Genomic DNA, 25,535 nt, shown 5'->3' with positions numbered 1-25,535 from the left:
GGCGATTTTCGCACGCCGTGGGTGAGTTAACCAATTAAATAGGTAGCGGTTGCCGTGGCGATGTAATCGCCTTGCTGATTGTGCAATTCAACACGCGCTACCGCCACTTTGTTACCGGCACGCAGCAGGCTGCTGGTGGCGGTGAAGCGTTCGCCCCGGCCTGGCCGTAAGTAGTCGACGCGCATGTCAATAGTGCCCATGCGCGACAGACGCTGGCGCAACTCTTCTTCACTGATGCCTTCCTGACGCGTCAGCGCGTTACTGACGCATACCATACCCGCAGCCACATCCAGCACAGAGGCAATCACGCCGCCGTGGAGAATTTGCTGCGCCGCGTTGCCTACCAGCATGGTTTTATTGGCGAAGCTCAGTTCAGCGTAGTCCGGCTCAAGACGTTCCAGCTCCAGGCCTAACGCCTGGTTAAAGGGCATGTGATAAACAAAAATTTCGCCGATTAAACGGCGCGCTTCCTGCTGAGACAGCAGTACAGATGACATGATTTCTTATCCTGAAAACGTTCGCCAAAGGGGCGTGAAATGTTAATGAATTGTGTATTCTATGCCGCTCACGAAGGGCTTTCCAGTTTAGGAAAACAGCATTCATGTTCCATGCCATTTGCGTGTAGAATGACCTGCTTTTTACACCACCTCATTTCATGCGCAGTGTTCATCGGAGAATCTTATGCGTAAGTATCGCGCCTTACTGACGGCCATGTTGTTACTGCCTGCTCTGGCGCAGGCAGAAGAAGCCACAGTTAAAGAGGTGCATGATGCACCACAGGTTCGCGGCAGCATTATTGCTAATATGCTCGAAAAGCATGATAACCCTTTCGTGCTTTATCCTTATGAAAACAACTACCTGCTTTACACGCTTACCAGCGATATAAACAAAGAGGCCATTTCCTCTTATAACTGGGCCGATAAAGCGCGCAGGGATGAGGTAAAATATCAGCTCAGCCTGGCCTTTCCGCTCTGGCGTGGCATCTTAGGCGATAATTCGGTACTGGGTGCCTCTTATACACAGCGTTCATGGTGGCAGTTATCTAATCACGAACAATCTTCGCCGTTTCGTGAGACAAACTATGAGCCGCAGATTTTCCTCGGCTGGGCGACTGACTATTCATTCGCGGGCTGGACATTGCGCGATATTGAAATGGGTTTCAACCATCAATCGAACGGTCGCAGCGAACCCACATCACGTAGCTGGAACCGTATTTATGCGCGCCTGATGGCGCAGAACGGCAACTTTTTAGCAGAAGTAAAACCCTGGTATCGCATCAAAGAAAGCGAAACCAGCGATGATAACCCTGACATCACTAAATACATGGGATATTACCGCCTGAAGCTTGGCTACCTGATGGGTGAAAGTATTTTCAGCGTGGAAGGCACTTATAACTGGAATACGGGTTATGGCGGTGCGCAGCTGGGCTGGAGTTATCCCATCACGCAACATGTTCGCTTTTATACCCAGCTGTATAGCGGTTATGGCGAATCATTGATCGACTACGATCATCGCCAGACGCGTATCGGTGTAGGCGTGACGCTCAACGACCTCTTCTGATCAACGAATTAAGACAGGAATACAGTGGCAACCTCGGCAGTTCTTAATCAGGAAACGCTGGCGCAGCAGGTATTACAGGATACCTTCGGCTATCAGCAATTTCGCCCCGGCCAGCAGACGATTATCAATGCAGCACTGAACGGGCGAGACTGTCTGGTAGTGATGCCTACCGGCGGCGGAAAATCACTCTGTTACCAGATCCCTGCGCTGGTGCGCGAAGGGCTGACGCTGGTGGTCTCACCGCTCATTTCACTGATGAAAGATCAGGTTGATCAACTGCTGGCAAACGGCGTGGCGGCGGCCTGTCTGAATTCAACCATGACGCGCGAACAGCAACAAACGGTGATGGCAGATTGCCGCACCGGGCGTGTCAGGTTGCTCTATATCGCACCAGAACGTTTGATGATGGATAATTTCCTCGACAATCTGGCGCACTGGCAGCCGACGATGCTGGCGGTTGATGAGGCACACTGTATTTCACAATGGGGCCATGATTTCCGACCGGAATATGGCGCGCTGGGGCAAATGCGTCAGCGTTTCCCGCATCTGCCCGTTATGGCATTAACGGCCACTGCCGACGAAACGACCCGTAACGACATCGTAAACCTGCTGCATATGCAGGACCCGTTGATTCAGATCAGCAGTTTCGATCGCCCTAATATCCGTTATACGCTGGTGGAAAAGTTCAAGCCCACCGAACAGTTGCTGCGCTATGTGCAGGATCAGCGCGGCAAGTGCGGCATTATTTACTGTAACAGTCGGGCAAAAGTTGAAGATACTGCCGCGCGTTTACAGAGCCGTGGGCTGAGTGTTGGTGCTTACCATGCTGGCATCGACAGTGAGCAGCGTGCGCGCGTGCAGGAAGCCTTTCAGCGTGATGACCTGCAAATTGTGGTCGCGACGGTGGCGTTTGGTATGGGTATCAACAAACCCAACGTGCGCTTTGTGGTGCATTTTGATATTCCGCGCAACATTGAATCTTATTATCAGGAAACCGGGCGTGCCGGACGTGACGGCTTGCCGGCTGAAGCGATGATGCTATACGATCCGGCGGATATGGCGTGGCTGCGTAAATGCCTTGAAGAGAAAGCGCCGGGGCCTTTACAGGATATTGAACGTCACAAGCTCAATGCGATGGGTGCGTTTGCTGAAGCGCAAACCTGTCGTCGTCTGGTTTTACTGAATTATTTCGGCGAAGGACGCCAGCAGCCGTGCGGCAACTGCGATATTTGTCTCGATCCACCGAAGCGTTACGACGGTTTAGTTGAAGCACAGAAAGCCCTTTCCGGTATTTATCGCGTCGGACAGCGTTTTGGGATGGGCTATATCGTGGAAGTGCTGCGTGGTGCGAATAATCAGCGCATCCGCGAGCAAGGCCACGATAAGCTGCCGGTTTACGGTTTGGGTAAAGATCAAAGCCATGAACACTGGATCAGCGTGTTGCGTCAGTTAATTCATCTTGGACTGGTGACGCAAAATATTGCGATGCACTCAGCTTTACAACTCACAGAAGCGGCCCGGCCGGTATTGCGTGGCGAGGTGCCGTTAATGCTGGCGGTGCCACGCCTGGTGACGGCCAAACCGAAAAGCAACAGCTTCGCGAAGTTTCACGGTGGCAATTACGATCGCAAGCTGTTCGCCAAGCTGCGCAAGCTGCGTAAAGCCATCGCCGATGAAGAGAACATTCCGCCTTACGTGGTGTTTAACGATGCCACGCTGATTGAAATGGCGGAGCAAATGCCGGTGAGCGCATCAGAAATGTTAAGCGTCAATGGCGTGGGTCACCGCAAGCTGGAACGCTTTGGTAAGCCCTTTTTGGTGATGATCAAAGAACATCTTGATGAAGAATAAAGGATAGAGATTATGTTGATGCTGTTCGCCACGGTTGCGCTGGTCCATCTGGTTGCGTTGATGAGTCCCGGCCCCGACTTCTTTTTGTATCACAAACTGCAGCCAGCCGTTCGCGTAAAGAGGCGATGATGGGCGTGCTGGGCATTACGCTCGGTATCGTGATCTGGGCTGGCGTGGCACTGATGGGTTTACATCTGATTCTGCAAAAAATGGCCTGGCTGCATCAGATCATTATGGTCGGCGGCGGCCTCTATTTGCTGTGGATGGGGTGGCAGTTGATCGGTTCTGCCCGCCAGCGCCACAAACAACCACAGCAGGACGCGCCAGCCGTGTCGTTGCCCAAAAAAGGGCGCAGCTTTCTGAAAGGCTTTCTCACCAATTTATCTAATCCCAAAGCGATTATTTACTTCGGTAGCGTCTTTTCGCTGTTTGTTGGTAATGATGTCGGCAGCCTGGAACGCTGGGGTTTGTTCCTGCTGATTATTGGTGAAACATTTGCCTGGTTTGCACTGGTAGCGGCAATTTTTGCTATGCCCTGGATACGCAATAAATACCAGCGTTTGGCTAAATGGATCGATGGCATGGCGGGCGTGCTGTTTGCCGGGTTTGGTATTCACTTAATTATTTCGCGCTAAGGCCTGGTTTACTTGCCATTTCCCTGCCGGGCAGTGCTCAAAATCCTCACATACTATGTGTACGCTCCGGTTTTTGCGCGCTGACCGACAGTGAACTGGCTGCGACACCGACGGCCTTGGGCATTGTGCGGTGTTAAGGGAAGCTGACTAAGCGATTTTTCGGGCGCTGGCTAACAGGGCGCCAACTGCAATAAACATTCCACCGAAGGTGCGATTCAGCACTTTCATCTGCTTTGGTCCCTTAATCCACACGGCAATGCGTGTCGCTAAGGTGGCGTAACCAATCATCACAATGATATCGACCACCACGGTAGTGGTGCCGAGCACCGGGAACTGCGCAAGCTGCGGTTGATGCGGCAGGATGAACTGCGGAAACAGCGCGGCAAGAAAGACAATGCTTTTAGGATTGGTCAGATTCACCAGTACGGCGCGTTTAAACAGACGACGGCGCGGCATGGCTTTGGCGACCTCGTTAAGATCGATGCCACCGGCAGCGCGCCACTGCTGAATGCCGAGCCAGACCAGATAAGCCGCACCTGCCCATTTCAGAAGCTCGAATGCCAGCAGCGACTGTGAAAACAGTGCGCCCAGCCCAATCCCCACCAGCATAATATGCAGCGACAGACCAAGTTGCAGGCCCGCAATAGAGGCCACCGCACCACGATAGCCATGACTGATGCCCGTGCTCATGGTGTTGATTGCGCCAGAACCCGGCGAAAGGCTGAGAATTGTGGTGGTAAGAAGGTAGGTCAGCCACCATTCGATGGTCATGGGTTACGTTCCCTGTAGAGGCAGAAGTGTGACACAATACGCCACAAATAAGCGCGGCGCTATGGGCGATCGGCGCGGGGCAAAACTCTTTTTTTCTGAGCGAACAGGAGGGCAGATGGATCAACATAAAGCCAGTTGGCTGCGGCGTGAAAAAGCGTTTGCTGCCTTTGCAACTGGTCCGCTGCTTGACTTCTGGCATCGTCGTGAAGAGCATGAATTTACTGGCGTCGAAAATCTCACTTTGCGCTATGTGCGTTTCACCTCACCGCAACACAAGCGTGTCATTTTGATTGTGCCGGGCCGCATCGAAAGTTACGTAAAGTATCCTGAGCTGGCATACGATCTGTTCCACTGCGGTTTTGACGTCATCATTCTTGATCATCGTGGGCAAGGCCGATCCGATCGGTTGCTGGAAGATTCGCACCGTGGGCATGTGGATGAATTCACGCATTATGTTGACGATTTAGAAACGCTCTATTTGAAAGAGATTGTCGGTGGCCATTATCAACAGCGGTATGCTCTGGCCCATTCCATGGGCGGTGCGATTTTAACCCTGTTTTTAGCGCGTCAACCGCAGGCCTTTCATGCTGTTGCGTTGGTTGCACCGATGTTTGGTATTGCGTTGCCGCTACCGGACTGGATGGCGCACCGTATTCTGGACTGGGCAGAGAAGCGCCCAACGATGCGTGAGGGCTACGCATTAGGCACCGGACGCTGGCGTGCTCACCCTTTTGGCATTAACCGATTGACCCACAGTGCGGAACGTTATCGCCGTAGTTTGCGTTTTTACTCTGACGATCCGGCGATTCGCGTGGGCGGGCCCACTTATCATTGGGTGCGGGAAGGTGTTCATGCCGGGCGAAATATCATTAGCCAGGTGGATAAAATCACAACGCCGGTGCTGTTACTGCAGGCCAGCGACGATCAGGTGGTAGATAACCGCTCACAGGATCTTTTTTGTACCGCAATGGCGGCGGCAGGACACCCGTGTGAAGGCAACAAACCGCGGGTTATTCACGGTGCGCGACATGAGATCTTGTTTGAAAAAGACGAAATGCGCGCCGAAGCGTTAAATGCAGTGGTCGATTTTTTCTCGTCTCATCGCTAAATAATTTCATTTACCTTGCTGGCTGCGGCCACCTGAAACAGATACCCGAGGTTTTCATGTACCACATCGTTGCATCCGATCTGGATGGCACGCTGCTTTCTCCCGAACATCGCCTGACACCTTTTGCGCGTGAAACGCTGCAACAATTAATTCAGCGCGATATTCACTTTGTTTTTGCCACCGGACGCCATCACATTGATGTCGGCCAGATGCGTGACAAGCTTGGTATTCCGGCTTATATGATCACTTCAAATGGTGCACGCGTTCACAATGCCGATGGCGAACTGATCTTTACGCACAATCTGGATCAGGATATTGCGAGCGATCTTTTCGGCCTGCAATACACTCATCCAGAGATCCTGACGCACGTTTATCGTGATGATGAGTGGTTTATCAGTCGTTCACGCCCGGCTGAGCAAGACTATTTCCGCGAATCGGTATTCAATTATCAGGTTTATGAGCCGGGTATTTTACCCACCGATGGCATCAGCAAAGTCTTTTTTACCTGCGAAGAACCAGAACAGCTGATCCCGCTGGAGCAGGCAATCGAAGCGCGCTGGGGTGATCGGGTAAACGTCAGCTTTTCATTGCCGACCTGTCTGGAAGTGATGGCGGGTGGGGTGTCAAAGGTCACGCGCTGGAAGCGGTAGCAAAGCGACTCAACTACTCATTAAAAGAGTGCATTGCCTTTGGTGATGGCATGAACGATGTAGAAATGCTGAGTATGGCGGGTAAAGGATACATCATGCGTAACGCGCTTCAGCGCCTGAAAGATACGTTGCCGGAGCTGGATATCATCGGAAGTAATGTAGAAAATGCCGTTCCGCACACGCTGAGAAAGCTGTTTATGTCGTAACAGATGCAAGGCCGGTTATCTGGCCTGTTCCATGAGCGGCGCGTGGCGCATGAAACGCTGTTCCGCACCCGCGCTTTCGTCTGTATAAGGCGTTAGCGCGAAAAAAAAAATAACGGTCACCTGCTGTCTGGTTGCGTCTTTAATGCACAGTTGTCAACCAGATAACTCAGCCGCTGCTTCGTTCTTTGTTTACACTGGCGACTTCGTTTAAATCGGGGTCGTTACCGTGTTTTTATTGATTGTTACCACTATTCTTTGGGCTTTTTCATTTAGCCTTATCGGTGAATATCTTGCGGGTCAGGTCGATACCTGGTTCTCAGTGCTGATGCGCCTGTCACTGGCGGCGCTGGTGTTTCTGCCGTTTCTACGCTGGCGCGGTTATCGGCCATCTAAGTTGATGCTGTATATGCTGGTGGGCATGTTGCAACTCGGCATCATGTATTTGATCAGCTTTGAAGCCTATCTCTATCTTAGCGTGTCAGAATTTTTGCTGTTTACCGTGATGACACCGCTGTATGTCACCCTCATTTATGACCTGATCAGCAAACGTCCGCTGCGTATCGGCTATGTTTTTAGCGCATTGCTGGCTGTCGCAGGCGCGGCGATTATTCGCTACGACAAAGTTAGCGATCATTTCTGGTTTGGCTTGCTGCTGGTGCAACTGGCAAACATCTGTTTTGCCGCAGGAATGGTGGGCTATAAGCGTTTACAAGAGACACGTCCCATGCCGCAGCATACGGCGTTTTCCTGGTTTTACCTTGGCGCGGTTTTGATCGCAGCCATTGCCTGGAGTTTATGGGGAAATCCTGACAAGTTACCGACAACATCACTGCAATGGGGCATTTTGGTGTGGTTAGGCGTTGCAGCATCGGCCCTGGGATATTTTATGTGGAACTACGGCGCGACTCAGGTTGATGCGGGCACGTTGGGGATCATGAACAATATGCATGTGCCAGCGGGATTATTAGTCAATCTGGCAATTTGGCAGGAGCAGCCACACTGGCCGAGTTTTATTGCCGGGGCATTAGTTATTCTCGCCTCGCTGTGGGTCCATAAGCGTTGGGTGATAGGGCATAGCCCGAAATAGCACGTTGCTTTATGGCATGCGCAAGACAGAAATAGCCTGTCTGATCGCAAAGCCGGCCCATATTTTTTGTGGGTCGGCTGCACCCTCTCTGGCTCGGATGCTTTGCTATTCAGACAGGCCACTCCTTGCGGGAAAAGCCTGCTTACTGCACTCATCAACAAGCACTTTTCTGCACGAAAAAGCGAGTAATGAACGACATCCTGTCAGAACTTAAGCGGGCTTGCCGCTCTTCGGGCGATGTATCATCGCCAGGCCTTTAAGGAAATTACGCAGGATCTGATCGCCACATTCGCGATAATTCTTGTGGTCCGGTTTACGGAAAATCGCGCCAATTTCAGCCTGAGAAACGGTGAAGTTAGCGCGTTTTAATACGTCAGGAATGTCGGTGGTTTTCAAATCAAACGCGATGCGCAGCTTTTTCATAAAGATGTTGTTGTTCATCTTGCGTTCAACTGACGGGACGGGCGCGTCCTCGCTTTTACCGCGGCGATGGAAAATCAAACCATTCAAAAAATAGCCCATCAGCACATCAGGACAGGGACGAAACGCTGCATCGTCATCCTTTTTTAACCATGCCTGCACATCGGTTTGCGGCACATCGCAGTCTGCCAGTGCAAAAATCGCCACCATTTTGGCATCGCTCAAATCGAGCATGTAGCGCACGCTGCGCAGAATATCATTGTTAGTCATGGTGAAATCTTCTTATGGTCAATCGACAGGCTGCGCATTATAGGGGATTTTGCCTGCGCTCGCGCAGGTTTGTGGTCACGAATTATCGTTGCAACACCGCACCGGGATGCTGGGCATCACGCACAAACGGCAAATGCTCGCAGGCGTGCTGGCGGGCAAAACGAATAAATGCTTCCAGCACCGGCTGGCGCTGTTCGCCGTCGCGCACCGCTGCGTAAAGTCGGCTCCACAAGCCGTCTCCCAGCGTTTTGGTGACAATTAATCCCTGCTTTTCAAAACTTTCAACCACCCAGTGCGGCAGGGCGGCAATACCCATGCGCGCAGCGACCATCTGAATTAAGAGCAGGGTGTTATCGACACTTTTCAACGCCGGACTTACGCCTGCCGGTTGCAAAAAGTGACGCCAGATATCCAGCCGCTGGCGCTGCACCGGATAAATCATTAACACCTCATCCGCTAAAACCTCCGGCGAGATATGCACCGCCTGCGCCAGCGGATGATCCGGCGCCAGGACCAGCCGCACCTCAAAATCAAACATCGGTGAATAGAACAGGCCTGAGCGCGGCAGGATATCGGACGTCAGTACCACATCCAGTTCGCCCTGTTGCAGTGCCGGTTGCGGGTCAAAAGTCACACCAGATTTAAAATCCACGATCACTTGCGGCCAGCACTGGCGAAAGTTATTCAGCGCAGGCGTTAACCACTGAATACAGCTATGACACTCAATTGCAATGCGCAGCGTGGTCTGGTGCGGTTCATGGCACGCCTGCAGGGCCTGTTGAATTTGTGGCAGCACCTGCTCTGCCAGTTGCAACAAAATTTCTCCCTGCGGTGTGAATCGTAACGGCTGGCTTTTACGAACGAACAGGCGAAATCCCAGCCGCTGTTCCAGATCGCTGAACTGATGTGACAACGCCGATTGTGTCTGGTGAAGCTGGGCAGCGGCGGCGGCCAGTGAACCAGTGTTACGCAGAGCCTGAAGCGTCCGCAGGTGCTTGAGTTCGATCATGAGCGTCCTTCACATGGAGATTGAACAAATTGCGCTTGAGCAACATACACTACCCGCAGAATATAGCGGTGTAAACATCTGGACGGCTAAACATCTTTGGCTGCCCGCCTCAGTCAAAGATAAGGAGAGCAACGAATGACCATACTGAACCATACACTCGGCTTCCCTCGCGTGGGTCTGCATCGTGAACTCAAAAAAGCGCAAGAAAGCTACTGGGCAGGCAACAGCAGTCAGGAAGCGTTATTAGCCGTAGGCCGCGAATTACGGGCGCGCCACTGGCAGCAGCAGAAAGATGCGGGCGTAGATTTGCTGCCAGTAGGCGATTTTGCCTGGTACGATCATGTTCTCACCACCAGCCTGCTGTTGGGCAACGTGCCTGCCCGGCACCAGAATAAAGACGGCTCTGTTGATCTCGATACGCTGTTCCGTCTGGGGCGTGGTCGTGCGCCGACCGGTGAACCCGCTGCTGCAGCTGAGATGACGAAATGGTTCAACACCAACTATCACTATATGGTGCCGGAATTTACGCAAGGCCAGCAGTTCAAACTGACCTGGACCCAGTTGCTGGATGAAGTCGACGAAGCTCTGGCATATGGTCATAAAATCAAACCTGTGCTGCTGGGTCCGGTAACCTACCTGTGGCTGGGCAAAGTAAAGGGTGAGCAGTTTGATCGCCTGTCACTGCTGAAGGATATTCTGCCTGTTTATCAACACGTGCTGGCTGAACTGGCTAAGCGCGACGTTGAGTGGGTGCAAATTGATGAGCCAGCACTGGCGCTGGAACTGCCGCAAGCCTGGCGCGACGCCTTTCAACCGGCTTACGCTGCACTGGCAGGCCACATCAAACTGTTACTGACCACTTATTTTGACAGCATCGGTCAAAACATCGATGTGATCCGTGAATTGCCAGTGCAGGGGCTGCATGTTGACCTGGTGCATGGCCATGATGATATTGAAAAGCTCAGCCAGCAACTGCCTGCTTCCTGGCTACTTTCTCTTGGGGTCATCAATGGTCGTAACGTATGGCGTGCTGACCTGAGTCGCTGGTTTGCGCGTCTGCAACCACTGGTGAGTCAGCGTGAGCAACTCTGGATTGGCTCATCCTGCTCACTGCTACACAGCCCGATCGATTTAAGTGTAGAAACGCGCCTGGATGAGGAAGTCAAAAGCGGGTTCGCGTTCGCGCTGCAAAAGTGCACTGAACTTTCACTGCTGAGTGAGGCGTTGAATAACAACGATGCAGCATCACTCGAAGCCTGGAGCGCACCGATTCGTGCTCGTGCCTACTCCAGCCGCGTGCATAACGCTGCGGTGGGTCAACGTTTGCAGGCGATTAAGGCACAAGACAGCGAGCGTCAAAGCCCCTACAGCGAACGCGCCAAAGCACAACGCCAGCGTTTTAACCTGCCAGCATGGCCCACCACCACCATTGGTTCGTTTCCACAGACCACTGAAATTCGTGGCCTGCGCCTGGACTTCAAACAGGGGCGTCTGGACAGCAGCAACTATCGCACTGGCATCGCTGAGCATATCAAACAAGCGATTGTGGAGCAGGAGCGTTTAGAACTGGATGTGCTGGTTCACGGTGAAGCTGAGCGTAACGACATGGTTGAATACTTTGGCGAGCATTTAGACGGTTTTGTCTTCACGCAAAACGGTTGGGTGCAGAGTTACGGTTCACGCTGCGTAAAACCGCCTGTCATTATTGGCGATGTCAGCCGTCCTGCCGCCATCACGGTTGAATGGGCGACATATGCGCAGTCACTCACTGATAAGCCAGTGAAAGGCATGTTGACCGGCCCGGTAACGATTCTTTGCTGGTCTTTTCCCCGTGAAGATGTTTCGCGTGAAACCATCGCGAAGCAGATAGCCCTGGCGCTGCGTGACGAAGTGGAAGATTTGGAAAAAGCCGGTATCGGCATTATCCAGATTGACGAGCCGGCTTTGCGTGAAGGTCTGCCGCTGCATCAGTCCGACTGGGCAGCTTATCTGTCCTGGGCAGTAGAGGCGTTCCGTCTGAACGCTGCTGTGGCTCAGGATGACACGCAGATCCATACGCACATGTGTTACTGCGAGTTCAATGACATCATGGATTCTATCGCCGCACTGGATGCTGACGTCATTACTATCGAAACATCGCGTTCCAGTATGGATTTGCTGGAATCGTTTGAAGACTTCGAATACCCGAATGAGATCGGTCCGGGCGTATATGACATTCACTCGCCAAACGTACCGAGCGTAGAATGGATGGAAGCCCTGTTGCAGAAAGCGGCTAAGCGTATCCCGGAAAAGCGTCTGTGGGTTAACCCGGATTGTGGTCTGAAAACGCGCGGCTGGACTGAAACGCGCCAGGCATTAGCCAACATGGTAAAAGCGGCAAAAAATCTGCGGGGTAAAACCTGTTAGGTGCGTTGTGTTGCAGTAAAACTGGGGCGCTCAGGCGCCCCTTTTTGATCAGGCTGATGGCGCAACGCCATACAGTTTAAACCAGGCCAGCATACGCGCCCAGCCATCCTGAGCAGACTCTGCGTGGTAGCTCGGGCGATAGTCAGCATTAAATGCATGTCCTGCGTCGGGGTAGACAATAATTTCAGCTTTTGCATTGGCTGCATGCACCGCCTGGCGCATCTGCTCTACGCTTTCTAACGGAATACCCTCATCCTGACCGCCATATAAACCCAGCACCGGCGCGGTTAAATCAACGGCAATATCAATAGGGTGCTTTTGCTGTTTCATGGTCTTATCACCAATCAGACGGCCATACCACGCCACGGCAGCGCGGAGCTGTGGATTGTGAGCTGCGTACAACCAACTGATGCGGCCACCCCAGCAAAAACCGGTAATGCCCATACGGCGCATATCACCGCCGTTGCGCGAAGCCCAGTTAGCGGCGTGATCGAGATCGGACAACACCTGAGTATCGGGTACTTTACTGACCAGCTCTTTAAACAGAGTAGGAATATCGTGATAGTCATTCGGATCGCCTTCGCGGAAATAGAGTTCTGGCGCGATCGCCAGGTAACCTTCTATTGCCAGACGGCGGCAAATGTCACGGATATGTTCGTGGACACCAAAAATTTCCTGAACCACTAACACCACCGGTAAGGGTGCATTCGCCTCTTTCGGTTTAGCAAAGAACGCAGGCATATTTTCGCCCTGGCTGGGGACCGAGGTTTCACCGGATTGAATAGCAGGATGGTTAGTAATAATGGTGGTTGACGCTGTCGGCTGTACCGCAGGTGCAAAGCCGTCGTCAGCAGATTTTTGTGCCATATTATCTTCGGTTTTCATTGTTCTCTCCGTGCAAGCAGTAGCGCGATCGCGTAACTATAGCCTGGTCAGATTCTGCGCGGACCAGGCAAGGGGTAACAGAGTCAGCAACAGATAACATCACCTATCTCTTTAACATTGCCATGACAGGTTACACAGCACTGCTTGTAGCAGTGAGGGAAGGCTTAAACTCAATGCGTGATATTAGTCACATTGTTTCTCATTTTAAATGTAACTTTCATTTTTGAAGGTGAAGGTAATCACATATTTATCTGGCGCGCTCACGTAGAGTGACGCGCAACTTTCCTAAATTCAGGAGTCTGATATGACACAGTCTGACGTTTTCCACCTTGGTCTCACCAAAGCTGATTTACAGGGTGCAACGCTGGCTATCGTGCCTGGCGATCCGGAGCGCGTAAAGAAAATTGCCGGACTGATGGACGATGCGCAGCATTTGGCGTCTCACCGGGAATTTACCACATGGTTAGCCAAACTGGAGGGTAAGCCTGTTGTGGTCTGCTCGACAGGCATTGGCGGGCCTTCAACCTCCATCGCGGTTGAAGAGCTGGCGCAGTTGGGCATCCGGACCTTCCTGCGTGTCGGCACCACGGGTGCTATCCAGCCGCATATCAATGTTGGCGATGTGCTGGTCACTACCGCTTCTGTGCGTCTTGATGGTGCCAGCCTGCATTTTGCACCAATGGAATTCCCAGCCGTAGCAGATTTCGCCTGTACTACCGCGCTGGTGGCGGCGGCTGAAGCCTGCGGGGCCAGCACGCATATTGGCATTACGGCTTCATCTGATACCTTTTATCCAGGCCAGGAACGCTATGACACCTTTTCGGGCCGCGTGGTGAATCGCTTTCAGGGATCCATGAAAGAGTGGCAGCAAATGGGCGTCCTCAACTATGAGATGGAATCCGCTACACTGTTAACCATGTGCGCCAGTCAGGGACTACGAGCCGGTATGGTGGCGGGCGTCATCGTGAATCGCACGCAGAAAGAGATCCCGGATGCGGCGACCATGAAACAAACCGAAAGCGACGCGGTGAAGATCGTGGTAGAAGCGGCGCGACGCTTGTTGTAACGCGCACGACAGCAGGTTTTCAGGACTCTCCGTAGTCACTTTTAACCTGCTGCTCATTTCAAGACGTGCGCAATTTCAGCTAAACCTGAGAATAATTCATGCGCAATTCGATTCCTGTTCGTCGGCCTTCCTTTGGAACCCATCCCGCAGCCCTTCAGGCGCAGATGGAAAACAGCGCCGCGCGCTTTCGCGCCGCGATGAGCCAGAATGACTTTACGCAAACGATGAAATGCTGCGAAGACGTTTTGCGCTATATGCCCAACCAAATGCAGGTACTCAGCGATTATGCGCTCTGCCTGCTACGGCTGGGCCAGCATAATAAAGCGTATAAAACCTACCAAAAAATCTATCAGGCTCCGCCAGCGGTGCGTGCAACCGCATCGGAAACCTGGCTGGATGGCCTGACGGAAGTGTGTGGCTGGCTGGGAAAAGATCAGGAGGTTGCGCGATACGGACTCGAGTCATTAAACCAGTCCGATGCACGCTTTCGTCAGGGGCAGCGATATTCCTGCCCTGCACCGCAACCTGAACCGATCGATCTTACGCATCCGGAACAAAACGTGATCTCTTTTAGTCTCTACGGCGGTCAACCGCGCTATTGTGAAACGCTGATCAAAAACGTGGAAGTGGCGCAGGAACTCTATCCGGGCTGGGTGTGTCGGGTTTATCTTGATAACACTGTGCCGCAGCATGTCTGGCAACGCCTCGATCGGCCGCAGGTACAGCTGATCGATATGTCACATGAAAAAACACTTTTTCCCACGTTGTGGCGCTTTCTGGTCGTAGACGATCCTGGCGTTAAACGTTTTATCGTGCGCGATGCGGATTCGTTGCTTTCTGAACGCGAAGCGGCGGCGGTTAACGCCTGGCTGGCGTCGCCTTACTGGTTTCATCACATGCGCGATTACTATTCACATACGGAATTGCTGCTGGCGGGCATGTGGGGTGGATGCGGTGGCGTCTTTAACAATATTGAACAGGCAATGCGGGATTTTATTGCGCACTATAAAGGCAGCGAACGGTTTACCGACCAGTATTTCTTAAAAGTCGCCTTGTGGCCAACGGTACGTGAAAGCGTGCTTAATCATGATGACATATTCAGTTTTCATCAGGCACAGCCGTGGCCAGCACATGCTCCCGTGCGTTGGGAAAACAGCCGCTTTCACGTGGGTAGCAATGCTGGTTTTGCCAGCATGAGCGGAAAAAGCGTTATCAGTGAGGGTGAGCAACAGATTGAAATAAGCTGTGATGGTCATTCATGGCGTTATCCGGCGCAGGTAAGAAAAGGAGAGTGGGTGCTGCCGATGCCCTTTTTCCTGATTGATGACTGGCAAGCCGGAAAATTAACCGTTAACGCAGTGTAGCGCCTGCTTTCCGGGTAAATTTGTCTAGACATTCATACAGTGCAACTCTACCTTTTCCCTCAGCAACGCGTGTGGCGAGGGAAACATGGATCAGCACATCATCATTAGCGCCTGTCTGGCACTGGCCGGCCTGGGCATTGGCTGGATACTGGCGCAATTGCGTGCCAGCCAACAATCCGCCAGCTTTGTGACCGAGCGCCGTCTGTTGGTCGACGCGCAGCAGCATCAACAGCAACATATCGAGCAGCTTCAACAGCAAGGCCACCAGCGTGAGCAGGAACTGCGTCAGCTCCACGGTGCGTTGAGTGGGGCCAATGAGCGTCTGCAGCAGCTTGATTACTGGCGCGGCGAGAGTGAACAGCTTACCCGCGAACTGCGAAATCAGTTGGAAATCAACAGTGCACAGGAAGCGGAGCTGCGTGAAGTAACTATCCGCCTCGAAGAAACCCGCTTTGCTGCCGAAGAAAAGCAACGTCTGCTAACGCACAGCGAGCAACGCCTTAGCGCCCAGTTTGAAAACCTTGCCAACCGTATTTTTGAAAACAGCCATCGCCGCGTTGATGAGCAAAACCGTCAAAGTCTGAATAGCCTGATCGGCCCTTTACGCGAGCAGTTAGACGGTTTTCGCCGTCAGGTGCATGAAAGTTTTGGCCTGGAAGCGCGTGAACGCCACACGTTAACGCATGAGATCCGTCAGTTACAGCAGCTCAATGCGCAAATGGCGCAGGAGGCTATCAACCTCACTAAGGCCTTGAAGGGAGATAATAAAATTCAGGGTAACTGGGGAGAAGTGGTGCTGAGTCGCGTATTAGAAGCGTCCGGTTTGCGTGAAGGTTACGAGTATGAAATCCAGGTCAGCATTCAATCCGAGCAGCAGGGTAGAATGCAGCCAGATGTCATTGTCCGTTTGCCACAGGATAAAGATGTCGTGATTGACGCGAAAATGACCCTGATCGCGTATGAACGCTACTTCAATGCGGAAGATGATATTGAACGTGAACAGGCAATTCAGGAACATATCAGCGCCATGCGTGGCCATATTCGCTTGCTGGGACGTAAAGATTATCAACAATTACCCGGTTTACGGTCGCTGGATTATGTGTTGATGTTTATCCCCATTGAGCCAGCTTTCTTGCTGGCTATCGATCGTCAGCCAGAACTGATCGGTGAAGCGTTGCAGCAAAACATCATGCTGGTTAGCCCAACCACACTGCTGGTGGCGTTGCGTACTATCAATAATTTATGGCGTTACGAGCATCAAAGCCGTAATGCACAGCGGATTGCCGATCGTGCCGCGAGGCTGTACGACAAGATGCGACTGTTTGTTGATGACATGAGCGGCATTGGGCTGAGTCTCGACAAAGCGCAAAACAGTTATCGTGAAGCGATGAAGAAGTTGGCAGAAGGGCGGGGCAATTTAATCGCGCAAAGTGAAGGATTTCGCGACCTTGGCGTTGAGGTAAAGCGTCCCATTAATCCTTTGCTGGCAGAGCGCGCCAGGCCGGAACGTGAAACCAATGATGGCCTGGATGAAGAAAACGAAGCGGATGAGGGTAACTTACGTGTGAGACGCCTCCACGAATAACGCGGGCGTAGCGTGCCTGACTTCCGTGACTCTGATACACTTCGGGGAGTATTGTTTGTGGAGCAGGTAAAACCGATGGCAGATGAATCACAGCAGGAAACTACCCATTTTGGCTTTCAGACCGTCGCTAAAAGCGAAAAGGCCGATAAAGTCGCGGACGTGTTTCATTCCGTAGCGGCAAAATATGACCTGATGAACGACCTGATGTCGTTTGGCGTCCATCGTGTCTGGAAACGCTTTACCATTGACAGCAGCGGTGTGCGTCGTGGCCAACGCGTGTTGGATCTGGCGGGTGGTACAGGCGATCTGACTGCAAAATTCTCGCGCCTGGTTGGCGAAACGGGTCAGGTTGTCCTGGCGGACATCAACAGCTCAATGCTGAAAATGGGCCGCGAAAAGCTGCGTAATCTTGGCGTTGTGGGCAACGTTAATTATGTTCAGGCGAATGCAGAAGCCCTGCCTTTCCCTGATAACTATTTCGATTGCATCACCATCTCGTTCGGCCTGCGTAACGTCACGGATAAAGAAAAAGCGTTAGCATCAATGTTCCGCGTGTTAAAGCCAGGCGGGCGTCTGCTGGTGCTGGAGTTCTCTAAACCGGTGATGGAGCCGCTGAGCAAAGCCTACGATGCTTACTCCTTCCACATCTTGCCGCGTATTGGACAGCTGGTTGCGCAAGACGCTGAAAGTTACCGTTATCTGGCGGAATCCATCCGTATGCATCCCGATCAGGAAACCCTGAAGGCGATGATGAATGATGTCGGATTTGAAAACACCACTTACTCCAACATGACCGGCGGTATCGTCGCGTTACACCGTGGATTTAAGTTCTAATCGATTATGGTGATGACCTTAACGCCCCTAATTACTGCCGGTCTTGAGACCGCATTAAACCGCATGCTGTATCGCGATCGCGGTTTAAAAGTGGCCCGTCAAAGACTGGCAGGTAAAGTATTGACGCTGCGCCTGAGTGAGCTTTCCCATCCGTTGGTGCTGGTGTTTAGCGAACAGCAACTCGATGTGCTGGGTGACTGGCAAGACAGCAGTGACTGCACGGTGATCACCCAACTGAAAACGCTGCCCAAACTGCGCGATCGTCAGCAGCTTACTGGTTTGATTCGTAGCGGTGAGTTGCAGGTTGATGGTGATTTACAGGTGGTACAGCAGTTTTCTGCGCTGATGGATCTGGCTGAGTTCGATCCTGCTGAGTATCTGGCACCCTGGATCGGCGATATTGCCGCACAAGAGATCAGTCAACGTGCGCAGCGCGTGTTCCGCTTTGTTAAAGGCGAAGTGCAACGGCGTCAGGATTATCTGGGTCAGGCTATTACCGAAGAGTGGCGCGTCGCCCCTGGCGCGCTGGAGTTAGCCTGGTTTTCTGAGGAGATCGACGCGATGGAACGTTCGCTTGATGCGCTCAATGCGCGTTTGGCGCAGCTGGAGGCGAAATGAGTTTTGGAGAGATCCGCCGCTTATACTTCATTATCAAGGTATTTCTTACTTACGGCCTTGATGAATTAATCCCTAAAATGCGTATTACTCTTCCGCTTCGCCTGTGGCGTCGCGGCATTTTTTGGCTACCTAACAGACATGCGCAGGAGCCAATTGGGGCGCGCATTCGTCTGGCAATGGAGCAACTGGGGCCGGTGTGGATTAAGTTCGGACAGATGCTGTCCACCCGTCGCGACTTGTTTCCACCGACTATCGCCGATCAGTTGGCTATTTTGCAGGACCGCGTAGCCCCTTTTGACGGTGTCAAAGCAAAAGCCCAGATCGAACGTTCAATGGGCGCCCCTATTGAAACCTGGTTCGATGATTTCGACATCATACCGCTGGCATCAGCCTCGATTGCCCAGTGCATACCGCAACGTTGAAGTCCAATGGCAAGAAAGTGGTGATTAAAGTGATTCGCCCGGATATCTTGCCGGTGATCAAAGCGGATATGAAGCTGATCTACCGCCTGGCTCGTTGGGTGCCACGTCTGTTGCCAGATGGCCGACGTTTGCGCCCGGTTGAGGTGGTACGCGATTATGAAAAAACACTGATTGATGAACTGAATTTGCTGCGCGAAGCGGCGAATGCCATTCAATTGCGCCGTAATTTTGAAGAGAGCCGCATGCTGTATGTGCCGGAAATTTATTCCGATTATTGCAGCGAAACCATGCTGGTGATGGAGCGCATCTACGGCATTCCGATCTCAGATGTGGCGACACTTGAGCAGCACGGCGTCAACATGAAGCTGCTGGCCGAGCGCGGTGTTCAGGTATTCTTTACTCAGGTCTTCCGCGACAGCTTTTTCCATGCAGATATGCATCCCGGTAACATCTTCGTCAGTTACGATCATCCTGAAGATCCGCAATACATCGGTATCGACTGCGGGATCGTGGGATCGCTCAATAAAGAAGACAAACGCTATCTGGCTGAAAACTTTATCGCCTTCTTCAATCGTGATTATCGCAAAGTCGCGGAATTACACGTTGATTCAGGCTGGGTGCCGCCAGATACCAACGTTGAGGACTTCGAGTTTGCGATTCGCACCGTATGTGAGCCGATTTTTGAAAAGCCGCTGGCTGAGATCTCTTTTGGTCATGTGCTGCTGAACCTTTTCAATACCGCGCGTCGTTTTAATATGGAAGTGCAGCCTCAGCTTGTGCTGCTGCAAAAAACACTACTCTATATAGAGGGGATTGGTCGCCAGCTTTATCCGCAACTCGATTTGTGGAAAACAGCCAAGCCTTTTCTTGAAGACTGGATTAAGGATCAGGTCGGCATTCCAGCGATTATCCGTGCGGTAAAAGATAAAGCGCCGTTCTGGGCAGAAAAATTACCCGAATTACCGGAATTATTTTACGAGAGTATGCGCCAGCATAAGCTTTTACGGCATAGCGTCGATAAGCTAGTAGGCGATCTCAATGCACAACATACGCGACACCATCAGGCGCGTTATCTGTTCGGTGTCGGTGCCACACTTTTATTAAGCGGAACGGCAGTGTTGCTGAGCCGACCGGACTGGGATCTCTTTCCGGCAGTGTTAATGGCGGCGGGCATCGTCTCCTGGTTAATTGGCTGGCGTAAGACAAACTAATTGTCAGCTCAGCCTAAAACGCGGTAATGTCGCTGGTTCAGACCCGGGTGTGCAAGGGCTTTCTGTGGCACATTACTCAACAGTTTTTCACAGATTATTAGAGGCTATCTCATGGGCGGTATCAGTATTTGGCAATTGTTAATTATTGCCGTGATTGTTGTACTTCTGTTCGGTACCAATAAATTACGCAATCTGGGTTCGGATTTGGGTTCCTCAATCCGTGGTTTCAAAAAGGCCATGGGCGATGAGGACAACAAAAAGGATCAACCGAAAGAGCAGGACGCTGATTTCAACGCCAAAACGCTGGCAGACAAACAGCAAACCACGGCTAACAAAGAAGAAGCCAAGAAAGACAAGCAGGTGTAAACCGTGTTCGACATTGGTTTTAGTGAACTGGTATTGGTGTTCGTTATCGGGCTGATTGTACTCGGCCCGCAACGTTTACCGGTTGCGGTGAAAACCGTAGTCGGCTGGATCAGGGCGATACGTTCGCTGGCAGCCAATGTGCAAAATGAACTGGCGCAGGAACTGAAACTGCAAGAGTTGCAGGACAGTCTGAAAAAGGTGGAAGAAGCGGGCCGCGGTACGCTTTCGCCTGAGCTAAAAGAGTCCATGGATGAGCTGCGTAAAACCGCTGATTCGATGAAACGCTCCTGTCAACAGAGCATTGATATCGAAAAAGAGGAAGACGAAGCCAATACCATTCATGCTCCGCAGCAGAAACCTGTCGAAGCTCCTCACGCTTCTCAGCCAGTGACGCCTGCAACAGCCGACAGCCAGGCAACTGCACCTGCACAAGTGCCGGGTAATGCTGACGCAGCGCCTGCAAAAAAACCTGACGCGGCAGGCAGTGCTGATGCTGCCTCTGCAACAAAACCTGATGTGCCGGGTACTGTACGCAGCACCGCATCAACCTCTTCTGCAAGTGATGAACGATAATGGCCGTTGAAGATACCCAACCGCTCATCAGCCATCTGATTGAGCTGCGTAAGCGACTTCTGAACTGCATCATCGCCGTGTTAGTCATCTTTCTGGCGCTGATCTACTTTGCCAATGATATTTATCATCTGGTTGCGTCACCGCTGATTAGTCAGATGCCAGTGGGCGCAAGCATGATTGCGACTGACGTCGCCTCACCGTTTTTTACGCCCATAAAGCTCACCATTGTGGTTTCGGTGTTTCTTGCGGTGCCGGTGATCCTGTATCAGGTCTGGGCGTTTATCGCGCCGGCACTCTATCGGCACGAACGTAAGCTGGTGATGCCGCTGCTGTTTTCCAGCACCTTTCTCTTTTACATCGGCGTAGCATTTGCGTATTTCATCGTTTTTCCGCTGGCGTTTGGTTTTTTTGCGAAGACTGCGCCGCAAGGCGTAACTATCGCAACCGATATCACCAGCTATCTCGACTTTGTCATGACGCTGTTTATGGCCTTTGGTGTGGCGTTTGAAGTACCTGTTGCCATTGTGTTGCTGTGCTGGACCGGCATCACTAACCCTGACGATCTGAAAAAGAAACGTCCCTATATCCTGGTGGGTGCTTTTGTCGTGGGGATGTTACTGACGCCACCGGATATATTTTCCCAAACTTTGCTCGCTATTCCGATGTACTGCCTGTTTGAAGTCGGCGTATTCTTCTCCAGATACTATGTGGGGAAGGGCCGTCAGGCGCAGGATGAGGAACACAACACCGAATCCTGATGTCTCACTTCTGAGCGTCCCGCACTGGCGGGAGAAAGTTGAATCTGAACCGCCTTCTGGGCGGTTTTTGTTTATGACTTTTATACACAATGGGAAGAAATATGTTTGATATCGGTGTAAACCTGACCAGCACGCAATTCGCCTCCGACCGGGAAAAGGTGGTTAAACGCGCGCGTGAAGCGGGCGTCACCGGCATGTTAATTACCGGCACCAATGCGCTGGAAAGCCAGCAGGCACAACGGCTTGCAGCGGGGCACGTAAATTATTGCTGGTCAACGGCGGGTGTGCATCCCCATCATGCGAGTGAATGGTCGTCAGAGATTGCCAGCACGCTGCGCCGCCTGGCCGAAAAACCTGAAGTGGTGGCGATTGGCGAATGCGGACTCGACTTTAACCGCAACCTCTCTGCTCATCAGCAGCAGGAGTACGCTTTTGATGCGCAACTGGCGCTGGCGGCAGAACTAAACCTGCCGGTTTTTTGCACTGCCGTGAAGCGCACGATCGCTTTGTTGCGGTGCTGGAGCCGTGGCTGCCAAAATTGCCTGGCGCGGTAATGCACTGTTTTACCGGCACGCGTGATGAGCTGGAAGCGTGTCTGGCGCTGGGGCTGTCAATAGGAATTACCGGTTGGGTATGTGACGAGCGACGCGGGCTTGAACTGCGCGAAATGCTGCCGCTGATCCCGGCTGAGCGCCTGCTGCTGGAAACTGACGCACCCTATCTGCTGCCGCGCGATATGCGGCCACGTCCAACGTCACGTCGTAATGAGCCCTGTTTTTTGCCGCACCTTGTACAGCAGGTCGCCAGCTGGCGTGGAGAAGAGGTCGAGGCGTTAGCTGCTCGCGTGGACATAAACGCGCGCACCCTGTTCAGACTGGTTTAAACCTTACGGAACTGCTTGTTATCGACGCTGCGCATGACCTGTTTGTTAAGCAGGTTAAGCAGCAACATAGAACGCGTTTCGCCATCAGGCTCTGCGAAAATAGCGCGCAGCCCTTCAAACGTACCTTCGGTGATGATCACCTCGTCACCGATTTGTGGTGTTTCCGGGTCAAGCAGGGTTTGTGGTGCATCCGTCTGCAAGGCTTCAATGACCGACGACGGCACGGTCGCTGGCGCTGTGCCAAAGCGCACAAAGTGGCTGACGCCGCGCGTGCTGCTGATTGTGGTGGTGTGAATCGCTTCCGGGTCGAATTCGATAAACAGATAGTTAGGAAACAGCGGCTCACTTACGGTGGTGCGTTTTCCGCGCACGATCTTTTCCAGAGCGATCATTGGGCTGAGGCAATTCACCTCTTGCCGCTCCAGATGCTCTTTGGCGCGCATGAGCTGTCCACGTTTGCAATAAAGTAAGTACCAGGATTCCATAACTGCTCCCATCGAATGGACGCTAAGAATAGCAAACCTGCTGCCAGAGTTATAGCGCATCGGCGCGCTGAAGGGGGTGTCAGATGAAAATAAACTGAGACTTTTCTTAACCTGTGGGATTGCTTAAGAAAAGCAGATTGAAAATTGACGTCCCGCTATGCTCTGTATCAGACTCGTTGCCCATCACCTATGCAAAAAGGATCACCTGATGGAACTGTTTCTGTTGAGCAACGGCAAGCTGGCGGATGATGCACCTTTGCTGAGCTATGCGCAGCCGCAGCTACACGCCATGATTGCCCAACGCAGCATCACCTCGGCGCTACTCATTCCCTATGCCATCATTCTCGGCGACCATCAACAGCGTGCGGCTGATCTCAGCGCATCACTGGGTATTTCCGTAGCCTGCATTCAGGATTTTCCGTCACCGCAGGAGGCGATTGAGCAGGCAGAACTGATTTTAGTCAGTGGCGGCAATACCTGGTTTTTGAATCAGATGCTGCATGAAAACGGATTAATCGTTGCCATTCAACGTGCTGTACGTGAACGCAACGTGCCTTATGTTGGCTGGAGCGCAGGCTGTAACGTGGCGACACCCTCGATTCGTACCACTAACGATATGCCGGTACGCAGCAGCGTTGTGCTGCCCGCGTTGGGGCTGTTTCCGGTACAGATTAACCCGCACTACCTTGATGCTCACGTGAGCGGTCACAGGGGAGAAACGCGTGACGAACGGCTGGCTGAATTCTGCGCCGTCAATCCTGCTGAGTCGGTGATTGCACTGCGTGAAGGCAGTTTCCTGCATGTGAGCGGTAACCGTCTGCGCTATATCAGCGTGCGTGGCGAAGATTTTAAACTCTTCCGTCACGGCCAGCCGACTCAGGCTTATCACGACGTTAGTGCCTTGCAGTCGCTGGTTCCTTTTCGCTGCGACTAAGGTTGCCGCATAAACCTCAACACGCTGAGATAATCGGCCCTATAATGGCCGCTTCACTCTGGCCGGAAAGCTAAAGCCGCATGAAATATCAGGATTTAAGAGACTTTCTCGCGTTACTCGAACAGCGCGGTGAGTTAAAGCGTATTACCCAAGCCATCGATCCCGAACTGGAAATGACCGAAATCGCTGACCGCACTCTGCGTGCCGGTGGCCCGGCCCTGCTGTTTGAGAACCCAAAAGGTTACGACATGCCGGTGCTGTGTAACCTGTTTGGCACGCCGAAACGCGTGGCGATGGGAATGGGCCAGGAAGAGGTCAGCGCGCTACGGGAAGTCGGCAAATTGCTGGCGTTTTTAAAAGAGCCGGAACCTCCGAAGGGGTTCCGCGATCTGTTCGATAAAATGCCGCAGTTTAAGCAGGTATTGAACATGCCGACTAAACGTCTGCGCAACGCGCCTTGTCAGGAGATCGTGTTTAGCGGCGATGAGGTTGATTTATCGCGCATTCCAGTAATGAAGTGCTGGCCGGGCGATGCTGCACCCCTCATTACCCGGGGACTGACCGTGACGCGCGGTCCGCATAAAGAGCGTCAAAACCTGGGTATTTATCGCCAGCAGGTTATAGGTAAAAACCGTTTAATTATGCGTTGGCTTTCACATCGCGGCGGCGCGCTCGATTTTCAGGAGTGGTGTAAAGCCCATCCGGGAGAACGTTTCCCGGTGTCGGTGGCGCTCGGTGCCGATCCTGCCACTATTCTCGGCGCCGTTACGCCAGTGCCGGATACGCTGTCCGAATATGCGTTTGCAGGCTTGCTGCGCGGCAATAAAACCGAAGTGGTTAAGTGTCTTTCTAATGACTTAGAAGTCCCGGCCAGCGCGGAAATTGTTCTGGAAGGTTACATTGAGCCTGGTGATACTGCCCCGGAAGGGCCTTACGGCGATCATACCGGCTACTACAATGAAGTAGACAGTTTTCCGGTATTTACCGTTACGCACATAACGCAACGTCATCAGGCTATCTATCATTCAACCTATACCGGACGTCCGCCAGATGAACCTGCGGTATTAGGGGTGGCGCTGAATGAAGTGCTGGTGCCAATCCTGATCAAGCAGTTTCCAGAGATTGTTGATTTCTATTTGCCGCCGGAAGGCTGTTCATATCGCCTGGCAGTGGTGACGATTAAAAAACAGTACGCGGGACATGCCAAACGGGTAATGTTTGGCGTCTGGTCGTTTCTGCGGCAGTTCATGTATACCAAATTTGTTATTGTGTGTGACGACGACGTCAATGCGCGTGACTGGAATGATGTGATCTGGGCGATTACCACCCGCATGGATCCGGCACGTGATACGGTATTGGTTGAGAACACCCCGATAGATTATCTTGATTTCGCTTCCCCGGTTTCTGGCCTGGGATCGAAAATGGGGCTCGACGCCACTAACAAATGGCCGGGTGAAACGCAGCGTGAATGGGGCACACCCATTGTGAAAGATCCTGCGGTCACGGCGCGTATTGACGCCATTTGGGATGAATTAGGTATTTTCGATCAGTCGCCACAACGCTGACGGTAAGCACAAC

22 protein-coding genes and 4 pseudogenes are annotated in these 25,535 nt (G+C 52.4%); 20 read left to right on the top strand and 6 right to left on the bottom strand.

Going from position 1 to position 25,535, the window contains the following annotated elements; genetic code table 11:
• Positions 1-26 precede the first annotated feature (26 nt).
• Positions 27-497, bottom strand: a complete 471-nt coding sequence (locus O3W44_RS11780) for a thioesterase family protein (protein WP_269293217.1) — start codon at positions 495-497, stop codon at positions 27-29.
• A gap of 184 nt (positions 498-681) precedes the next feature.
• Here O3W44_RS11780 and pldA point away from each other — a divergent pair, with 184 nt between their 5' ends.
• From pldA to rhtC, 3 genes and pseudogenes are all read left to right on the top strand, one after another.
• Positions 682-1,560 (top strand): phospholipase A, encoded by an 879-nt coding sequence (gene pldA, locus O3W44_RS11775; protein WP_269293216.1) that lies wholly within the window; start codon positions 682-684, stop codon positions 1,558-1,560.
• Between the two features lie 24 nt (positions 1,561-1,584).
• A complete protein-coding gene (recQ, locus tag O3W44_RS11770) occupies positions 1,585-3,411 on the top strand; it encodes an ATP-dependent DNA helicase RecQ (protein ID WP_269293215.1) in 1,827 nt (608 codons plus the stop codon).
• A 12-nt stretch (positions 3,412-3,423) separates the two neighbouring features.
• Positions 3,424-4,046 (top strand): annotated as a pseudogene (gene rhtC / locus O3W44_RS11765) (threonine export protein RhtC).
• 147 nt (positions 4,047-4,193) lie between these two features.
• On the opposite strand, the gene rhtB reads toward rhtC, so the two are convergent.
• Positions 4,194-4,817 carry a homoserine/homoserine lactone efflux protein gene (rhtB, locus tag O3W44_RS11760; protein ID WP_269293214.1) on the bottom strand — a complete coding sequence of 208 codons (624 nt, stop codon included), beginning with the start codon at positions 4,815-4,817 and terminating at the stop codon, positions 4,194-4,196.
• A gap of 115 nt (positions 4,818-4,932) precedes the next feature.
• Between rhtB and pldB the strand changes: the two genes are divergently transcribed.
• The 3 genes and pseudogenes from pldB (at position 4,933) to O3W44_RS11745 (ending at position 7,868) form a co-directional block, all read left to right on the top strand.
• Positions 4,933-5,925, top strand: a complete 993-nt coding sequence (gene pldB, locus O3W44_RS11755; protein ID WP_269293212.1) for a lysophospholipase L2 — start codon at positions 4,933-4,935, stop codon at positions 5,923-5,925.
• Between the two features lie 56 nt (positions 5,926-5,981).
• A pseudogene (gene yigL, locus O3W44_RS11750) lies at positions 5,982-6,781 on the top strand (sugar/pyridoxal phosphate phosphatase YigL).
• Positions 6,782-7,007: 226 nt separating this feature from the next.
• Positions 7,008-7,868 carry a carboxylate/amino acid/amine transporter gene (locus tag O3W44_RS11745; protein ID WP_269293211.1) on the top strand — a complete coding sequence of 287 codons (861 nt, stop codon included), beginning with the start codon at positions 7,008-7,010 and terminating at the stop codon, positions 7,866-7,868.
• A gap of 210 nt (positions 7,869-8,078) precedes the next feature.
• Here the strand turns inward: O3W44_RS11745 and O3W44_RS11740 are convergent, their stop codons facing one another.
• Together O3W44_RS11740 and metR are read right to left on the bottom strand one after the other, a co-directional pair.
• Complete coding sequence (locus O3W44_RS11740) at positions 8,079-8,558, bottom strand: DUF1456 family protein (protein WP_269293210.1); 480 nt, start codon at positions 8,556-8,558, stop codon at positions 8,079-8,081.
• A gap of 82 nt (positions 8,559-8,640) precedes the next feature.
• A complete protein-coding gene (metR, locus tag O3W44_RS11735; RefSeq protein WP_269293209.1) occupies positions 8,641-9,567 on the bottom strand; it encodes an HTH-type transcriptional regulator MetR in 927 nt (308 codons plus the stop codon).
• Here metR and O3W44_RS11730 point away from each other — a divergent pair.
• Both O3W44_RS11730 and metE read left to right on the top strand, forming a co-directional pair.
• Positions 9,566-9,706 (top strand): hypothetical protein, encoded by a 141-nt coding sequence (locus tag O3W44_RS11730; protein ID WP_269293208.1) that lies wholly within the window; start codon positions 9,566-9,568, stop codon positions 9,704-9,706. The two genes, metR and O3W44_RS11730, sit on opposite strands and share 2 nt — an antisense overlap.
• Positions 9,703-11,973: a 5-methyltetrahydropteroyltriglutamate--homocysteine S-methyltransferase gene (metE, locus tag O3W44_RS11725; RefSeq protein ID WP_269293207.1), complete on the top strand. Its 2,271-nt coding sequence runs from the start codon at positions 9,703-9,705 to the stop codon at positions 11,971-11,973. Before O3W44_RS11730 ends, metE begins: the two co-directional genes overlap by 4 nt.
• A 48-nt stretch (positions 11,974-12,021) precedes the next feature.
• Here metE and O3W44_RS11720 read toward each other — a convergent pair whose 3' ends face one another.
• Positions 12,022-12,858, bottom strand: a complete 837-nt coding sequence (locus tag O3W44_RS11720; RefSeq protein ID WP_269293206.1) for a dienelactone hydrolase family protein — start codon at positions 12,856-12,858, stop codon at positions 12,022-12,024.
• A 304-nt stretch (positions 12,859-13,162) separates the two neighbouring features.
• Between O3W44_RS11720 and udp the strand changes: the two genes are divergently transcribed.
• From udp to tatD, 10 genes and pseudogenes are all read left to right on the top strand, one after another.
• Positions 13,163-13,924 (top strand): uridine phosphorylase, encoded by a 762-nt coding sequence (udp, locus tag O3W44_RS11715; protein WP_269293205.1) that lies wholly within the window; start codon positions 13,163-13,165, stop codon positions 13,922-13,924.
• A 98-nt stretch (positions 13,925-14,022) separates the two neighbouring features.
• A complete protein-coding gene (locus O3W44_RS11710) occupies positions 14,023-15,288 on the top strand; it encodes a tetratricopeptide repeat protein (RefSeq protein ID WP_269293204.1) in 1,266 nt (421 codons plus the stop codon).
• An 85-nt stretch (positions 15,289-15,373) separates the two neighbouring features.
• Positions 15,374-16,873, top strand: a complete 1,500-nt coding sequence (gene rmuC, locus O3W44_RS11705; protein WP_269293203.1) for a DNA recombination protein RmuC — start codon at positions 15,374-15,376, stop codon at positions 16,871-16,873.
• A gap of 75 nt (positions 16,874-16,948) precedes the next feature.
• Positions 16,949-17,707 carry a bifunctional demethylmenaquinone methyltransferase/2-methoxy-6-polyprenyl-1,4-benzoquinol methylase UbiE gene (gene ubiE / locus O3W44_RS11700; protein WP_269293202.1) on the top strand — a complete coding sequence of 253 codons (759 nt, stop codon included), beginning with the start codon at positions 16,949-16,951 and terminating at the stop codon, positions 17,705-17,707.
• Between the two features lie 12 nt (positions 17,708-17,719).
• A complete protein-coding gene (ubiJ, locus tag O3W44_RS11695) occupies positions 17,720-18,325 on the top strand; it encodes a ubiquinone biosynthesis protein UbiJ (protein ID WP_269293201.1) in 606 nt (201 codons plus the stop codon).
• Positions 18,322-19,958: pseudogene (gene ubiB / locus O3W44_RS11690) on the top strand (ubiquinone biosynthesis regulatory protein kinase UbiB). Before ubiJ ends, ubiB begins: the two are co-directional and overlap by 4 nt.
• Before the next feature lie 111 nt (positions 19,959-20,069).
• Positions 20,070-20,324, top strand: a complete 255-nt coding sequence (gene tatA, locus O3W44_RS11685; RefSeq protein ID WP_269293200.1) for a Sec-independent protein translocase subunit TatA — start codon at positions 20,070-20,072, stop codon at positions 20,322-20,324.
• Between the two features lie 3 nt (positions 20,325-20,327).
• Positions 20,328-20,897: a Sec-independent protein translocase protein TatB gene (tatB, locus tag O3W44_RS11680; RefSeq protein ID WP_269293199.1), complete on the top strand. Its 570-nt coding sequence runs from the start codon at positions 20,328-20,330 to the stop codon at positions 20,895-20,897.
• The gene (gene tatC / locus O3W44_RS11675) at positions 20,897-21,655 is read left to right on the top strand and encodes a Sec-independent protein translocase subunit TatC (RefSeq protein ID WP_269293198.1); all 759 of its coding nucleotides are present in this window, start codon (positions 20,897-20,899) and stop codon (positions 21,653-21,655) included. Before tatB ends, tatC begins: the two co-directional genes overlap by 1 nt.
• Before the next feature lie 101 nt (positions 21,656-21,756).
• A pseudogene (tatD, locus tag O3W44_RS11670) lies at positions 21,757-22,538 on the top strand (3'-5' ssDNA/RNA exonuclease TatD).
• Here tatD and rfaH read toward each other — a convergent pair.
• Positions 22,535-23,023 carry a transcription/translation regulatory transformer protein RfaH gene (rfaH, locus tag O3W44_RS11665; RefSeq protein WP_269293197.1) on the bottom strand — a complete coding sequence of 163 codons (489 nt, stop codon included), beginning with the start codon at positions 23,021-23,023 and terminating at the stop codon, positions 22,535-22,537. The pseudogene tatD and the gene rfaH overlap by 4 nt on opposite strands.
• 208 nt (positions 23,024-23,231) lie before the next feature.
• Between rfaH and pepE the strand changes: the two genes are divergently transcribed.
• Both pepE and ubiD read left to right on the top strand, forming a co-directional pair.
• Positions 23,232-23,957: a dipeptidase PepE gene (pepE, locus tag O3W44_RS11660; RefSeq protein WP_269293196.1), complete on the top strand. Its 726-nt coding sequence runs from the start codon at positions 23,232-23,234 to the stop codon at positions 23,955-23,957.
• Between the two features lie 80 nt (positions 23,958-24,037).
• Positions 24,038-25,522: a 4-hydroxy-3-polyprenylbenzoate decarboxylase gene (gene ubiD / locus O3W44_RS11655; RefSeq protein ID WP_269293195.1), complete on the top strand. Its 1,485-nt coding sequence runs from the start codon at positions 24,038-24,040 to the stop codon at positions 25,520-25,522.
• Positions 25,523-25,535 lie beyond the last annotated feature (13 nt).

The sequence above is a fragment of the Pantoea sp. LMR881 genome (genome assembly GCF_027157825.1).
Lineage (GTDB): Bacteria > Pseudomonadota > Gammaproteobacteria > Enterobacterales > Enterobacteriaceae > Pantoea > Pantoea haifensis.
Note: the sequence above shows the minus strand (reverse complement) of the source record. Positions and strands in the feature narration are given on the sequence as shown.

Excerpts from the sequence above, each read along its gene's own strand:
- O3W44_RS11780 (WP_269293217.1), bottom strand. The coding sequence starts at position 497 with ATGTCATCTGTACTGCTGTCTCAGCAGGAAGCGCGCCGTTTAATCGGC.
- pldA (WP_269293216.1), top strand. The coding sequence starts at position 682 with ATGCGTAAGTATCGCGCCTTACTGACGGCCATGTTGTTACTGCCTGCT.
- rhtB (WP_269293214.1), bottom strand. The coding sequence starts at position 4,817 with ATGACCATCGAATGGTGGCTGACCTACCTTCTTACCACCACAATTCTC.
- pldB (WP_269293212.1), top strand. The coding sequence starts at position 4,933 with ATGGATCAACATAAAGCCAGTTGGCTGCGGCGTGAAAAAGCGTTTGCT.
- O3W44_RS11740 (WP_269293210.1), bottom strand. The coding sequence starts at position 8,558 with ATGACTAACAATGATATTCTGCGCAGCGTGCGCTACATGCTCGATTTG.
- O3W44_RS11730 (WP_269293208.1), top strand. The coding sequence starts at position 9,566 with ATGAGCGTCCTTCACATGGAGATTGAACAAATTGCGCTTGAGCAACAT.
- metR (WP_269293209.1), bottom strand. The coding sequence starts at position 9,567 with ATGATCGAACTCAAGCACCTGCGGACGCTTCAGGCTCTGCGTAACACT.
- metE (WP_269293207.1), top strand. The coding sequence starts at position 9,703 with ATGACCATACTGAACCATACACTCGGCTTCCCTCGCGTGGGTCTGCAT.
- O3W44_RS11720 (WP_269293206.1), bottom strand. The coding sequence starts at position 12,858 with ATGAAAACCGAAGATAATATGGCACAAAAATCTGCTGACGACGGCTTT.
- udp (WP_269293205.1), top strand. The coding sequence starts at position 13,163 with ATGACACAGTCTGACGTTTTCCACCTTGGTCTCACCAAAGCTGATTTA.
- O3W44_RS11710 (WP_269293204.1), top strand. The coding sequence starts at position 14,023 with ATGCGCAATTCGATTCCTGTTCGTCGGCCTTCCTTTGGAACCCATCCC.
- rmuC (WP_269293203.1), top strand. The coding sequence starts at position 15,374 with ATGGATCAGCACATCATCATTAGCGCCTGTCTGGCACTGGCCGGCCTG.
- ubiE (WP_269293202.1), top strand. The coding sequence starts at position 16,949 with ATGGCAGATGAATCACAGCAGGAAACTACCCATTTTGGCTTTCAGACC.
- ubiJ (WP_269293201.1), top strand. The coding sequence starts at position 17,720 with ATGACCTTAACGCCCCTAATTACTGCCGGTCTTGAGACCGCATTAAAC.
- tatA (WP_269293200.1), top strand. The coding sequence starts at position 20,070 with ATGGGCGGTATCAGTATTTGGCAATTGTTAATTATTGCCGTGATTGTT.
- tatC (WP_269293198.1), top strand. The coding sequence starts at position 20,897 with ATGGCCGTTGAAGATACCCAACCGCTCATCAGCCATCTGATTGAGCTG.
- rfaH (WP_269293197.1), bottom strand. The coding sequence starts at position 23,023 with ATGGAATCCTGGTACTTACTTTATTGCAAACGTGGACAGCTCATGCGC.
- pepE (WP_269293196.1), top strand. The coding sequence starts at position 23,232 with ATGGAACTGTTTCTGTTGAGCAACGGCAAGCTGGCGGATGATGCACCT.
- ubiD (WP_269293195.1), top strand. The coding sequence starts at position 24,038 with ATGAAATATCAGGATTTAAGAGACTTTCTCGCGTTACTCGAACAGCGC.